This is a genomic window from bacterium (assembly GCA_016786595.1).
Taxonomy (GTDB): Bacteria; Bdellovibrionota_C; UBA2361; order SZUA-149; family JAEUWB01; genus JAEUWB01.
On the sequence record JAEUWB010000060.1, the window covers coordinates 235,885 to 248,774 of the forward strand.

Annotated in this window: 13 protein-coding genes; 8 read left to right on the forward strand and 5 right to left on the reverse strand. The window is 46.8% G+C overall.

Annotation, left to right across the window (positions count from 1 at the left end; genetic code table 11):
- Nucleotides 1-41: 41 nt before the first annotated feature.
- Nucleotides 42-1,055: an IS30 family transposase gene (locus JNK13_11830; GenBank protein MBL7663431.1), complete on the reverse strand. Its 1,014-nt coding sequence runs from the start codon at nucleotides 1,053-1,055 to the stop codon at nucleotides 42-44.
- A gap of 99 nt (nucleotides 1,056-1,154) precedes the next feature.
- On the opposite strand from JNK13_11830, the gene JNK13_11835 reads away from it, so the two are divergent.
- The 3 genes from JNK13_11835 to JNK13_11845 all read left to right on the forward strand — a co-directional run bounded on the left by JNK13_11835 (nucleotide 1,155) and on the right by JNK13_11845 (nucleotide 4,497).
- Nucleotides 1,155-1,817: a hypothetical protein gene (locus tag JNK13_11835; GenBank protein ID MBL7663432.1), complete on the forward strand. Its 663-nt coding sequence runs from the start codon at nucleotides 1,155-1,157 to the stop codon at nucleotides 1,815-1,817.
- Between the two features lie 198 nt (nucleotides 1,818-2,015).
- Nucleotides 2,016-3,182 (forward strand): 3,4-dihydroxy-2-butanone-4-phosphate synthase, encoded by a 1,167-nt coding sequence (locus JNK13_11840; protein MBL7663433.1) that lies wholly within the window; start codon nucleotides 2,016-2,018, stop codon nucleotides 3,180-3,182.
- Nucleotides 3,175-4,497, forward strand: coding sequence for an HD domain-containing protein (locus JNK13_11845; GenBank protein ID MBL7663434.1), 1,323 nt, complete (start codon nucleotides 3,175-3,177; stop codon nucleotides 4,495-4,497). Before JNK13_11840 ends, JNK13_11845 begins: the two co-directional genes overlap by 8 nt.
- 40 nt (nucleotides 4,498-4,537) lie before the next feature.
- Here JNK13_11845 and JNK13_11850 read toward each other — a convergent pair whose 3' ends face one another.
- A complete protein-coding gene (locus JNK13_11850) occupies nucleotides 4,538-5,176 on the reverse strand; it encodes a hypothetical protein (protein MBL7663435.1) in 639 nt (212 codons plus the stop codon).
- Nucleotides 5,177-5,658: 482 nt separating this feature from the next.
- Complete coding sequence (locus JNK13_11855; GenBank protein ID MBL7663436.1) at nucleotides 5,659-6,624, reverse strand: ligase-associated DNA damage response exonuclease; 966 nt, start codon at nucleotides 6,622-6,624, stop codon at nucleotides 5,659-5,661.
- Between the two features lie 289 nt (nucleotides 6,625-6,913).
- Between JNK13_11855 and JNK13_11860 the strand changes: the two genes are divergently transcribed.
- The gene (locus JNK13_11860; protein ID MBL7663437.1) at nucleotides 6,914-7,870 is read left to right on the forward strand and encodes an HAD family hydrolase; all 957 of its coding nucleotides are present in this window, start codon (nucleotides 6,914-6,916) and stop codon (nucleotides 7,868-7,870) included.
- A 194-nt stretch (nucleotides 7,871-8,064) separates the two neighbouring features.
- Here the strand turns inward: JNK13_11860 and JNK13_11865 are convergent, their stop codons facing one another.
- Nucleotides 8,065-9,129: a hypothetical protein gene (locus JNK13_11865; protein MBL7663438.1), complete on the reverse strand. Its 1,065-nt coding sequence runs from the start codon at nucleotides 9,127-9,129 to the stop codon at nucleotides 8,065-8,067.
- 368 nt (nucleotides 9,130-9,497) lie between these two features.
- On the opposite strand from JNK13_11865, the gene JNK13_11870 reads away from it, so the two are divergent.
- The 3 genes from JNK13_11870 to JNK13_11880 all read left to right on the forward strand — a co-directional run bounded on the left by JNK13_11870 (nucleotide 9,498) and on the right by JNK13_11880 (nucleotide 11,496).
- A complete protein-coding gene (locus JNK13_11870; GenBank protein ID MBL7663439.1) occupies nucleotides 9,498-9,704 on the forward strand; it encodes a hypothetical protein in 207 nt (68 codons plus the stop codon).
- 73 nt (nucleotides 9,705-9,777) lie between these two features.
- Nucleotides 9,778-10,911: a glycerate kinase gene (locus tag JNK13_11875; GenBank protein MBL7663440.1), complete on the forward strand. Its 1,134-nt coding sequence runs from the start codon at nucleotides 9,778-9,780 to the stop codon at nucleotides 10,909-10,911.
- A gap of 159 nt (nucleotides 10,912-11,070) precedes the next feature.
- Nucleotides 11,071-11,496 carry a hypothetical protein gene (locus JNK13_11880; GenBank protein ID MBL7663441.1) on the forward strand — a complete coding sequence of 142 codons (426 nt, stop codon included), beginning with the start codon at nucleotides 11,071-11,073 and terminating at the stop codon, nucleotides 11,494-11,496.
- Nucleotides 11,497-11,639: 143 nt separating this feature from the next.
- On the opposite strand, the gene JNK13_11885 is transcribed toward JNK13_11880, so the two are convergent.
- Complete coding sequence (locus JNK13_11885) at nucleotides 11,640-12,617, reverse strand: TonB C-terminal domain-containing protein (protein ID MBL7663442.1); 978 nt, start codon at nucleotides 12,615-12,617, stop codon at nucleotides 11,640-11,642.
- A gap of 28 nt (nucleotides 12,618-12,645) precedes the next feature.
- Between JNK13_11885 and tatA the strand changes: the two genes are divergently transcribed.
- Complete coding sequence (tatA, locus tag JNK13_11890; GenBank protein MBL7663443.1) at nucleotides 12,646-12,840, forward strand: twin-arginine translocase TatA/TatE family subunit; 195 nt, start codon at nucleotides 12,646-12,648, stop codon at nucleotides 12,838-12,840.
- Nucleotides 12,841-12,890 lie beyond the last annotated feature (50 nt).

Genomic DNA, 12,890 nt, shown 5'->3' on the forward strand with positions numbered 1-12,890 from the left:
GCAAGAAGCTCAAGGTATCAGTTAAGAATAGCCCTCAAAATCTAAGCGGCGCGATTCAATGCAAGCGCGTGAGCTTGAGCTGGGGTAAGCCCCTGAATAACTTTCAGATGTCGATTACGTAAAAGATTAGTAACTTTTTCTAATTCGAGGAGAGATATTTTTGAAAAGTCTGTGCCTTTTGGGAAATATTTACGTAATCTACCGTTAGACCATTCGACTGTGCCACGCTGACAAGCTTTATATGGGTCACAGTAGTAGAGTTTTAATCCAGGAAAGATAGTTTCCAGTCTAGTAAATACTGAAACTGCAAATTCACTACCGTTATCAAGAGTTAGGGTTCTAGTCATCCAAGCAGGTAGAGTGTTTAAATGCTTCACCATGGCTTTAAAAACAGACTCTGCTGATAAGTCCTCGATATAGAGATACTCTGGATGTCTAGTCTTGCGGTCAATGATCGAAAGCACCGCACCTCTTCCGCTACGACAAGACAGCACTAAGTCTGCCTCTAAATGTCCAGCTTCTAGTCTGTCATTAGCAGCTTCAATCCGCTCATGGATGCTGCGCTTTGGGGGAGCTGCTTGTTTGAAGCGGCTACGACTATGTGCAATTCTTTGTCGAGGCACTTTACCTTCACGCCATAAATATTGCTTTAATTCCTTAGCTTCATACTGAATAAAATACCTAATTGCTCGTGCCGATATTTTTGCCCCAGGTAAATATTTATTGATGTTGTCGGCAATCTCTTCGGGACTCCACCCGTATCTACACAAATGCTCAATCACAAACTCTCTGATCTCTTGGGTCTTTAACCGCAGCCGCTTGTGACTACGCTTCTGCCTTTGCTTAGCTGATTCATCGGCATATTTGGCTCTTTGCCAAATATCATACCCACACCACAAATAAGCTTGCTGACTACGGTTTCTTTCAAGCTCACGCACTATTGTCGTTCGATGCCGACACAAGGCTTCGGCTATTTGACGAATCTCCGCCCGATTCTTACGCATCTTATATATAACTTGCCTCTCCTCGAGGCTTAAGTGTCTGTATCTCTTCATTTTCACCACCTGCTTTTTTTATTCTCACCATTTCGATTCAGGTGGTGCACTTGAAGATGCGGTACGCGCATTTATCAAGCACTCCGCAAGTCTGGGTATGTGGTCGAAGGAGATAACCGCGCATGGTTCTCCAACGGCCCAAAGTTCCTTGAGCTTGCAGCACGTGGTCGCCCCTGGAGTGATGTCGGAATAATTAACGGCTATGGGCTGATTAAGGTCGAAGCTGGTGATCCACATCAATCTTCGGCGGCCGAGGCAGCACTGCTTTGGGAAGGTGAAATGCTCAATGGCGGTAAACCGATAACTCAGGAGAATGAGCGTACGATTGTGGAGCGTCTAACGCCGCTCTATAAAGGCGGAAAACGTTTGGGGAGTTCTCTGGAGCTTTTTAAACTCTTCCGTCGGAAGCGAGCAGAGCACCCGATCATTATGGTCGACGAGCATTTGGTCCTAGAGCAGGATGCCATTCAAAAGCTGCCTGCTGACATTCGGATCGTTTACTCCAACCCGACGCGTCTATCTGATCACGTGGCAGTGGCCTATACGAATTTGGGCCGAGATTTCCTGGAGGCAATGATGGACCCAGAGATCCAAAAGCTACTCTGGAAAAATCACGGCTGTCGGCAACATGTTGGTAATCTTGACTTGAATAATGAAAGGGTTAAGCGACTACGTATCGCTGGGACAATTACCAGCGCGTTGAAGGATCCCGACCCGGCAACGTTTGAGAAATTCATTGATGACGTTGTCGCGCGCGAATGAATTCTTCGCCTCTTCAAGAAGGTGTTGGATTAGGTAAATGGCTTATTGGAAGGCCAAGCCCAGGCGCAAGCCAGGCCTTCCACTTTTTACGGCGGCCATAGAATTCTACCCAGCCCAATTAATGCAGTTTGCGCCGAGCCCAAGCTAATTGAGATACTCTCTAGGAAAATTTTTACAGAAAATGTATAAGCCCAGCGCATGAACCAAGCGCTAGAAAGCTTAAGATCAGGTAAGACAATCATTCTTGTCGATGACTCGACGGCTGACCCCCATGCCTTTCTCTTACAGGCTGCCTCTGCTGTTTCTGCAGCAGACATTGCTTTTCACGTTAATCTTGCCCGATCTGTGATCATGGCTCCACTCACCGAGTCGCGCTTAGAAGAGCTAGGACTGCGCTCGATGCTTCCTGGGGCAGCTTTTGATGCTTTGAGTGGGATTGAATTTGCAGTTAGTGTCGATGCTCGTCACTACACGACTACTGGCATCAGTTCCAGTGACCGTGCTCAGACACTGCGTATGTTGGCAATGTCCACGGATGCTAAGCGCGACCTCGTAATGCCCGGACATATTTTTCCGCTTCGTGCCAAAGACCAAGGCGTGCTTGTGCGCGTTGGAATAGCCGAAGCTGCCGTTGATGCCCTCAGGCTTGCAGGGCAAGTTCCTGTTGGAGCACTTTCGCATTTACTTAATGAGCGCGGCGAATTTATTACTGCTAACCAAGTTCAAGACATTGCCCAGCAGCATCAACTGCAAATCCTTTTTGTCTCGGAGATTGTCAGCATTTGCATGAGTCAGTCACAGTTGATTGAAAAAGTGTCTGAAGCAGAAATTCCCACCGCAACTGCTGGACTGTTTCGCGCAATTGTTTTTAAAGCAAAAGTTGATGGCTCAGATGCAAATAACCTTGCTGAGCATGTCGCCCTAGTTAAGGGTGAGATTGCAGAGCAAGCCGAGCCAATTCTTGTGCGCGTTCAAGCCGAGCATTTACTTGGAGATTTACTGGGGACGGATGCGTTAAACAGTCGAAAAAATTTACACGGCGCCTTAACGGCGATTAATCAAGCTGGCAAGGGAGTATTTGTTTATATTCGTCATCCACGTAAAGGTTTTTTAGCCACTCAAATCAAAAACCTCAGTGCCCCCGCAACTGGAATGCCGGCCAAACAGCCTCTGCGACAGTACGGCATCGGCGCGCAAATTTTACGCTCTCTGGGGGTAAAGAAAATCGCACTGCTTACAAATTCTTCGACACCCGTCATCGGCCTTGATTTGTTTGGCCTCGAACTAGTTAAGCGCGTGCCCTTTGAACTTGCCCCGCGGGGAATCGATTTTTCTTTTCAAGTTGGAGAAAGAACTAATGCTTAAGGCCGACACAGTTACTTTTGCTGACGTTGCCCATCAATCTTTAGTGTTTGAGCGCAGTCATCCAGCAGCACGCCTCGTGCTGGAGTTAATTGATACGCCCTGGATTCAACGCTTGCGAAATATCCGTCAAACTGGAAACACCAATCTGGTTTACATGTTTTCCGAGCACTCGCGTTTTGGCCATAGCTTAGGCGTTGCCTACCTGGCGTTGCAGTTAATGGAGAAACTCAGCCGCAACCATGCAGAAAAAATAGCACCGTTTGAAAAAGCAGTTGCCGCAGCTGCAATTCTTCATGATGTGGGCCATGTCGCCCCAGGCTCGCACCTCGGGGCCAGATTGTGGGCAACGGATGGCAGTGATTTTCATGAATTTGTCAGCGAAAGAATTTGTGAAGAGGACCCAGAGATTAGTGCAATTCTTCGTGCTGTTGACCCAGAACTGCCAAGCTTAGTCCGCAAAATTCTTGCGCATGACCCGAGTTTACCGCCCTGGACCTCGGCTTTGATTTCGGGCTCGGGCTGGAATGCTGACCGCGGCAACTGGACAATCGTCGATAGCGCAATGTGTAGTGTTACTTATGGTCGTTATAACGTCCGTGCTTTGATTGATGCTTACACGTTAAGTGCTGATGGCGAGCTGGTTTTACACGAAAGTCGGCTTGATGCTTTGACGCATTTTTTCGTTGCGCGCGATTCAATGTATCGCCAGGTTTATCAGCATCGCGTTTTGCAGTCGGCTGATGCGTTGACGGTTGCAATAATTACTCGGCTTCGCGATTTATTGGCAGAGCAGTGCACAGCGGAGCAGTGCGCAGCAGATCGCGGAGCAGTTGAATTTTTTGCTGATCAAACTATGCGTGCCGCGCTAGCAAGTAAAAATTATGCAACTGAGCTTAGTTTGAGCCTGATTTTTTCAATGACTGAGAGTTGGTGGCTTTATCATATTGCCCAGTGGTGCAGTGCGACAGACCCAGTGCTTCGCGATTTGGCTCTGCGGTTGCGGGACAGGAAGTTATTTAAAACGGTGCGCTTGCCGGAAAATGAAGTGGAACGGCGCGAAATGATTACTGTGGCAACTAAGCTAGCTCAAGATTTAGGGCTTGATGCCAAGTATTATGTGCATAGTGTGAGTAATCTTGACCAACATCGCAAACCCGAAGTCTCACCGCCGAAAGTCTTACTTGAAAGTGGTGGGCTTACTTCCGTTTATGAAATTGAACCGATGCTTAATGCCTTGAATGAGCGCCCTGCGCATCGACGTGAATGGTTAGTGCTGCCTGGGGCTGTTAAAGAAAAATTGGGTCGTGCAAGATAAAATAAGCCTACTAAATAAAAAGGGAAAGCGCATCCATTCGCTAGTCCCTTGGGTTTGAGCCTGGAGTCAATGCTTTAAGCTCTAAGTCGACTGCATGGCGTTTAGCGATTTCAAAAATTCTCTGAATTGCAGAACGGCAGTCGTCAATTCGCTTTTGCAAAGTTGCCTGTGCTTCACTGAGTGTGGCTGGACAATCAGGAACAATTGACTCGACCAGTGCATTTCTGCAGATTCTTAGAATCGCAGTTTGAGCCTCTATTGGTGCAGCCCCAGGTTCCTGAATCCGAGCTTGCGCAATCTTGAGTATAGCAATCGCAGCGAGCATTTGATCGACAATCTTGCTGAAGCGATAGTAATCCTCTGTTTGTTCGTAGAGTGCTTTTGCTGCTCGAAGATCTAGTGGCCGAAATGCCGACTCATTAGATGTGCGAACCAAAAACTTCAATAGATTGTCCGTCCATGATTCAATCCACGAGCAGTAGAGCTTAAGGTCAGCTCCATATTCTTTGAAGTCCTTAGTGAGCCAAGCCCTCAAGTATGCTTTGGTATCAACCACCCGGCTTCTTAGTTTTTTCACCTTGCGGCGAATTGCGAGAAGAATGCAAAGTGGAGTAGCGACGACGAGAATTGCAGCGAGGAGAACCCAGTTCTCCCGCACGGCAGTGAGAATGTGTTCCATGTTTTTATGTCACCTTTAGGACTTAAAGCCTTAAAGGTGACATAAATAAAAAACCTTGTTGTGAATGGATACGCTATCACCTCAAGGAAGTTGAAGTGATAGATTTAAATACACTAAAGCAAGATTGAGAAAGATCAATACTTCGTGGTTTATTCTAGCATACTTCTGGAAGATAAACTAATCGGCCCCAGAAAGATAAGTTTTCTCGATTAGATGCTATCTTTGCAATTTGTGTCATTGCGAGGAGTATTGAGACTTTAGTCTCAATACGACGTGGCAATCTGTTCGCAAATATATATTACTTTTACGGTTAACAGATTGCCACGCTTGCTAACGTAAGCTCGCAATGACGCAAATTGCAAAGATAGCAAAAAGCGAAGAGAGTTATCAGGCAAAGGCAAAGGGGAAGTTCAAGCCTAAACCAAAGCAGTGAAGCCAGCTTTCCGGAAAGAGAAAAAAAATTCTCAAGCTCCAAGCATACTTTATAATACCCGCGCATTATACCCACGTTTAGAAAGATACTGTGACATCACGTCGGTATAGCCATGCGTCACTAAAATTTCTTCGGCCCCTGTCCCTTTAATCGTATCAAGTAGTCCCGGCCAATCCGCGTGGTCAGAAAGCACAAAGCCGCGGTCGACTTTACGCTTCGCTGCCGCTCCTTTGACTTTCATCCAACCCGAAGCAAGTGCCGTTTGGTAAGGTTTAAATTGATCCAGCCAACCAGCTTTTTGACTTGATTGCGGACAAATAATTAAAGCACTGCCATTTGCCGCCCGGACTTTTTCTTTGTTTGGAATTTCGACCACGGGCATTTGAATCCCGGCTTTTTTGTAGATTGGAACAAATTCTTTGATAGATTCGTGCACAAAAATTGGCCCAATTGTTGCTGCGCATAAAGAGCTTAAAATTCTTTGCGACTTGCCCAGCGCATAGGCAAAAATTACGCTGGTTGTTTGCTTGTCGGCATTTTCCTGCCACCAGCTTTTAATTTCTTCAATCACTTCAGCTTCTTTTGGCCAGACAAAAGCCGGAACCCCAAAGGTTGTTTCGCTGATAAAGCAATTACATTTAACAAGCTCAAATGGCTCAGCTGCTGGATCAGGGGTGACTTTATAGTCGCCACTTACCACGGTTACATAGTCTTGATGTTCGATGCGCACCTGTGCGCTGCCTAGGATGTGTCCGGCGGGGTGCAGAGAAACAGTGGCTTCGCCAATTTTTATTTTTTCTGTGAACTTAATTCCCTGAAAAGTATGATTCGATCCAAGGCGTGTTGCTAAAATCGGCATTGAACTTTCACTGCAGAGATAATGCTTCGAGCCGGGGCGGGCATGGTCGGAGTGACCGTGAGTGATGATTGCACGATCCACGCCCACACAAGGGTCGACGTAAAAATCTCCTAGCGGGCAGTATAAACCTTTTGGCGTAACGACAAGATGTTTCATATTTCAAGTGCTCATAGCAGCTTGAAAGTCTGGGGTCTAGCTAGACCATCTTGTTTGACAGGTTTGGCAAGCCACGTTACCGTGCTTAAGATATTTCTATATCAACGTTAGCTTTTAGTACTAACGGTCTTGTTCTTTGTCATGTTCATATGGGTGGTGGAGACTTTACAGGTTTTTCACATTTTTCATCCGTTGCGGGTTAATGGGGACCCGTAGGCTTCTCAGTGTTGAGGGCAAATCTTCGGGCAAGCAGGACGCTTGCACAAAAATCTACACATTGAGGAAACAATTGACGACAACCAAAGCGTACGACATCCTTGCGTCTTTTGGGTATACGGGAACACCCGTAGCAATGCTCACAAGCGCCATGACCGACCTTGCTACCGTTCGCGGAGGCGAGGTCAAACTGCTCAGCATCTTTGACCTGGACGGAAACATCACGGATGCAACTGCAACGTATCATCAGGTCTATTGCGAGCTTTTTGCTAGCTTAGTTTGCAGACGAGTTGAAGGTGCTAAAGCATATTCACTCGATGAATTTCGCACAATGTATCGAAGCCGCGAAGGCTTTGCGCAGCTGTTTTTCATTGATCTTCAGCAAGAAGAAGGCGTAATGCGCGCCAATGATCTACGTGCGTTCTTCGAACTTAAGATACGAGTCTTACGACAGCACGATCCGAATCTGGATCATGTGCCGACAGAGCGCGCAAGGGCATTGAAAGAGATGATGCCGCATATTCACGGGATCATCGTTTCTAACCGATGGCACACGCATCAGGTTATTGCCAATGAACTTGCCGCCTGCGGCTTGGTCACCAAAGATGGCAATGATGCCTTATTCGATGGGAACCGCATGTACTTCGTTGGCGATGGATTGACGTCCACTGTCAAAGCCAAGAGTGATTGCTATGTGGAGCATTTTGGCGGGCTGATCTGTGCGCAACAGCGCCTCGGGGGCTATCCATTTGCAGTCGGAGATTCGACTTCCGATGCCGAAGCAGCTTACGTGGCTGGCATTCGTGACTTTGGAGCGACGCTTACCGGTGCTGCCGACAGAGAAACGTGGCGAGATTTCAGAAGAAATCATTCTGGTGAGAGGATGCGTCTCTGGATTTTTGATTCGATCGCTGACCCAACATTCGTCAAGCGCGTGATTTACTATGCCAATCAGTATGACTCGAGAGTTGCTCAAGTTCAGGAAGCTGTAAACTGCATCCTAGAGCAAGCAGCACTCACGCACGCGTAAGCAGCTACCGGGCATCGTGACGGAATTGTGATTGAGGGGGGAGGCTATGTTTAGATATTTTCAAGGGCGAACGGTTTCAAGATACGGTCTCCACCCCCACCTTTTAAGGATCTATTAAAAGCGTGAGACGAAAGATTAATCTAAAAAACTTTGGGGCGAGAGGACCTTGCGATCACTTCGCCCCGATAACTGGATCATGCTGAGACGAGATCAAAGGGTTGCCCCTGCAGAAAAGCATCTACGCGATCTCCGACTTGCTCATTGAGCGTAACCAGAGCTGCTTCACTGCAGAATGCAATGTGCGGAGTGACAAGACATCCTGACCAGCGAATTTGGCCGGCATGCTCCTGCGCAGTAAATCGTCGAGTTCGAGCGAATTCAATCAGGAGATCTGTCACGTTAGGCGGTTCGGCCTCGGAGACATCCGCCATGTAGGCTGAGATTTGACCCACAAGATATGCATTTGCAAGATCTTCGACATTGACAATTTGACCGCGAGACACATTGATGATCACTGGCACCTTTGTGCAAAGTCCCAGTAGCTTGGCACTGACAAGTCTGTGAGTTGAATCTGTAAGTGGGCACGCCACGATAATATAATCGCTGTTGGCGAAGATATTCTCGAGTGACTCACGGCTCTTATCTGACTTATCGTATTCGCGTCCAGGAAGTTTAGCGAACCAAACCCCCATGCCTAAGACACTTGTGATTTCGTCGATGCGCCTGCCAATTGCCCCACCACCGATAATCCCGAGAGTTTTGCCCTCAAGACCTGGACGCGGATAGCGACTTGGGTTCAGTCCACACCACAGTTGTTGACCTTCTAGTTCTGGATCATTAGACACTCCCCAGCCTTCTTGGGCAACTATCTGGCCGTAATGCTGCACGGGATTAGCGCAGAGCGTCAGCATTGCAACGGCCCACTCAGCGACAGCGCCGGTTGCGTAGTCACGACAATTGCAAACCGCGATGCCCAGAGCCTTGCAGCCGTCGATGTCGATGTTGTTGTAGCCAGTCGCGGCAACAACAATCAACTTAAGTGGGCTATTTGCACCGGTAAGCTTCCCGAGAATTTCAGCATCAATCGGAGCCTTGTTTGTGACAACGATTGTTGCATCTTGAATGCGCTCAAAGACCTGAGAACGATTTGTAAAGGGATAGATGGTTACCTCTCCATGGGCTTCTAAGCTCTTTTTCAGGGAGTCGCTAAACCAAGGCTTTCCATCCAACACGACGATTTTGATTGCGGGATCACTCATATTTTCACCTCGAAACATTGTAGTAACGAAAAAACCTATATGGGCCTGTATTTCTTGCGATAACAAACCATTATCTTTCGTCTACCACGTGACGTATATGATCTAGCTGGAGTGTGCTGGTCCAATACGCAACATGGCAGAAACTAATTCATTACTCAGATGAAATTGATAGAGAACAAGGTAAAATAATTAGCATATAGTAACTATAAAATTCAACTTAAGAGAAATCTTTAAATTAGTTATCAGTTGAGATATGATGTGACATGGTTTTTTTGATCGACATATTTAGGGAATTAGAAGCTGAAAAAGTAAGCGCAGATATCATCGTTCTGGAACAGATCATCAAGAAATGATATACCATCGTTATTATGCAGCAACTCTCTAAAGCCGAAAAAGATAAATTATACGAGCAGCATCGTCTGGAACAGATCTTAGAAACTGCGCGAAAAACTACGCCGGAAAGTCGTTTTAAATGGCTCGAAGATACACTGCAAATGGCATATGACCTTTACCGGCAAGGTTTAGTCCCTGCGCCAATACCTAAAGATAAATATAACAAGAAGGCTGATTCCTAATGCTGACACCTCGAGTGGCTAGAGGAAATACATGATTGGACCTATGACCTTTGCTAGCGTGGAATTGTAAAACTTGATTAGCGCCCCGAAAAAAATCTTAGTCGTCCCTGACAGTTTTAAAGGCACTTTAAGTGCTGAAGAGGCAAGTGCTGCAATCTCACGCGGATTTAAACGCGTTTTCCCGCAAACTACAATCTTAGAATTTCCTATGGCAGACGGTGGTGAGGGGTCGAGTTCAATTGTTGGGCGAATCGTCGGCGCTGAAAAAATTGCTCTAGCAGTGACTGGCCCAGAAAACACCGAAGTTCAAGGATTTTATTTCCTTGATACCAAGGGTCGAGCCTTTATCGAAATGGCTGCGGCAAGTGGAATTACGCTAGTTGATGATTTAAATCACAATCCACATAAGCGCACTACTTTTGGCACGGGCGAGTTAATTCTAGACGCCGTTCGGCGCGGCGCTAAGGAAATTTTCGTCTTCTTCGGCGGCTCAGCAACTTCAGATGGTGGAGTGGGGATTGCCCGAGCTTTAGGCTATGAATTTTATGACCGGTTTAGCGCTGTGATGAAATTTCCAGAAGGCGATTTGAGAGAAATTCATCGCATTAAAAAGCCTCAAGGGCTAAGACTGCCGCAGATTACTGCCATCGTTGACGTAGATAACCCGCTTTGCGGAAAAACGGGTGCGGCATACATTTATGGACCACAAAAGGGCTTAACTTCTGAACTCGTCCGCGAAGTTGATGCAGGGCTTAAGTTTTTAGCTGCAACTGTGAATCGCGACTTGGAAATAAATTTAGAGCAGGAGGCAGGCTCAGGTGCAGCTGGCGGGTCAAGCTATGGTCTTCGAATTTTTGCCGGAGCTAGCCTTAAGCGTGGTCCGGAGTTCTTCTTGGATTTAATCAATTTTAACGACTTACTGAAAGATACTTCACTGGTAATTACTGGAGAGGGCAAGATTGATTCACAGTCGGTTAAAGGCAAACTTTTCCTGGAACTGTATCAGCGTGCAAATCGGGAGAAAGTTCCGGTGTTGTCACTTTGTGGTGTTGTCGATGTGCCCGTGGAAGAACTTGCGCAATTGGACCACTTCTACGCCTTTGGCTTGGGCCGTGCCGATGGCATGCAAAATACGGGAGGTGCACTTGAAGCGTTGGCATTTGAGACTGCCAAATTAATCTGTTCTAATATTCCTAATAATTACTAGTAGTTTTGATAATTTCTGTAACATTATTGTTATTTTTGGCATAACAATCCCTCGAGAAAGTGGAATTAGCTTTTGGTTTTTCTAAACCAGCTATTCTGGTTGTCCTTAGAGCGAAAAACAATTCGTTGTATGGACTACCAGAGTAGTCAAGAGAAAACGATGTGTAAACTCGTCACGCGAATCCAAACTGCTTTGCAGCAAGTACGGCCGTCGGGCTTTGCCTGGGCCGGCATCAACATGAACGGGGACGAATCAACCGGCTTTAACGCCGACTTCAGCGCGCAGCTAGTCGGCTATGAGCACTGGAGCATCATGGCTGCGGGCCCAGCTCAACAAAGCTGGGCCGCAATCGAGATCGGGTACAAGCCCAAGCTCGATGAGCAAGAGCTTCCGATCGCCAAGCTGGACGCTGAAACGGGACGCGTAAGCTTCGAGATCGAATGGTTCTTGATGCTTCATCGTCCCGACGGCGCTCAAGAGCAAATCGGCGACTTCGAGTCGCTTGAGCAAATCTTGGCAGCGCTTGTCGAGCTTGCTCAACGGTTGGCAGAAGAAGACGGCAAGCCTCGAAGCCAGGCTGCCTGAACAGACATCGGGAGGGTGACATTTATTCATCCTCCCAGGTTTCACACCTAAGGTTGATGCGATGTCCACTTTCTCGATTTTTTTATATTGCTATTTTACGTGGCAATCGCTCTACGAACTGTTAGCCTCTCTAAATCTGCTTTTTACAATAGCCCGGTCCCCAGTAGCAGATATCTTGCTTCGCCGATGCCACGCATCGAAGGTTGTGACCAGGTCTGAGCCTGAAAAACAAAGATAATATTCCCATTCTCGGCACGCGCTCCTGAAGGCGGATTTTTATCCCAGGCCCCTGCCTTAACTGCCCCCTCCAGGGCTTCATCAAAACGTGAACTTCCAGATTGATTGACTTGCTCGATTGAAAGTAGTTTTCCATCGGGAGAAAGCACGGCACGAAATTCTGCTGGTGTTTTAATGTTGCGAATATCTTCGCGTGAGATTTGTTGCCAATTTCTCTGCTTTAACGCCCCAAAAACCTGTAGCGCTACGCGGCGTACAAAAACGGCATATTTATTGGCTTTAGCATTGAGTAACGTTACATCTCCATCTGCTACATCAGGGAGAAAATCACTAGAGCCGGCGCGAAGCATAGAGCTGCCTTTGCTGCCCGGTAAAAAATCTTTCAGCGTTGTGCCCGTGTTATTATTTTTCTCTGCGCTCTCTTGCTTAGCTGTATTAGTTGGAACTTCCCCAGAAAGTGCAGCCAAGTTATGATCAAGTGCTAAAGGGGTGAGTTTTTCTACTGACTGGGCACTTGGCTTTGGGGCGTTAAGACTTTGCTTAGAATTTTTTTGAGCTTGGCTTCTTGTGGTTTGATTCGCCACTTGATCTCCCGCTTCATCTCCGCGGCGAATTGTTTCCTTAACTGCCCGAGTATCTTTATCGCTTAGACGAACATTTTTTTGTTCGTCTGGCTTCGTTTCTGGAGCTTGAGATGGAGAGACAATTGACTGCGTTTGAGCTGTAGGCTTAGCTTTAGCTTCAGGTTTGTCAGTTATGGATTTCAGTGAAACTTCATAGAGTTTGGGGCTTTCAGGCTGGGGCTTGTCGACAACCAATAAACGCAGGCATAGTAGGTGGGCGATGAGCGAAATCAAAATCGAAGCTGTAATATTTCGTGACATTACCACCTAAAAAGAGGATTAGAGTTTTATGTTTGGCCTAGGTATCGGTGAATTAGCAATCATTTTAATTATTGTAGTGATTGTTTTCGGAGTAGGAAAGCTCCCCGAATTAGGCACGGGTTTAGGTGAAGGCATTAAAAATTTCAAGAAATCCTATAAAGACGCCAAAGCAATTGACGTCACTGACAGCGCCAAGAAAGATGAAGATGGTAAGGTCGGATAACAGCGCCACGTTTGCCGCAAGCGCGTAATAATTTAGAACGTAATCCAGTT

Bases quoted from the DNA above. Each gene is read 5' to 3' on its own strand.
- JNK13_11830 (MBL7663431.1), bottom strand. From the start codon at position 1,055: ATGAAGAGATACAGACACTTAAGCCTCGAGGAGAGGCAAGTTATATAT.
- JNK13_11840 (MBL7663433.1), top strand. From the start codon at position 2,016: ATGAACCAAGCGCTAGAAAGCTTAAGATCAGGTAAGACAATCATTCTT.
- JNK13_11845 (MBL7663434.1), top strand. From the start codon at position 3,175: ATGCTTAAGGCCGACACAGTTACTTTTGCTGACGTTGCCCATCAATCT.
- JNK13_11850 (MBL7663435.1), bottom strand. From the start codon at position 5,176: ATGGAACACATTCTCACTGCCGTGCGGGAGAACTGGGTTCTCCTCGCT.
- JNK13_11855 (MBL7663436.1), bottom strand. From the start codon at position 6,624: ATGAAACATCTTGTCGTTACGCCAAAAGGTTTATACTGCCCGCTAGGA.
- JNK13_11865 (MBL7663438.1), bottom strand. From the start codon at position 9,129: ATGAGTGATCCCGCAATCAAAATCGTCGTGTTGGATGGAAAGCCTTGG.
- JNK13_11870 (MBL7663439.1), top strand. From the start codon at position 9,498: ATGCAGCAACTCTCTAAAGCCGAAAAAGATAAATTATACGAGCAGCAT.
- JNK13_11880 (MBL7663441.1), top strand. From the start codon at position 11,071: ATGTGTAAACTCGTCACGCGAATCCAAACTGCTTTGCAGCAAGTACGG.
- JNK13_11885 (MBL7663442.1), bottom strand. From the start codon at position 12,617: ATGTCACGAAATATTACAGCTTCGATTTTGATTTCGCTCATCGCCCAC.
- tatA (MBL7663443.1), top strand. From the start codon at position 12,646: ATGTTTGGCCTAGGTATCGGTGAATTAGCAATCATTTTAATTATTGTA.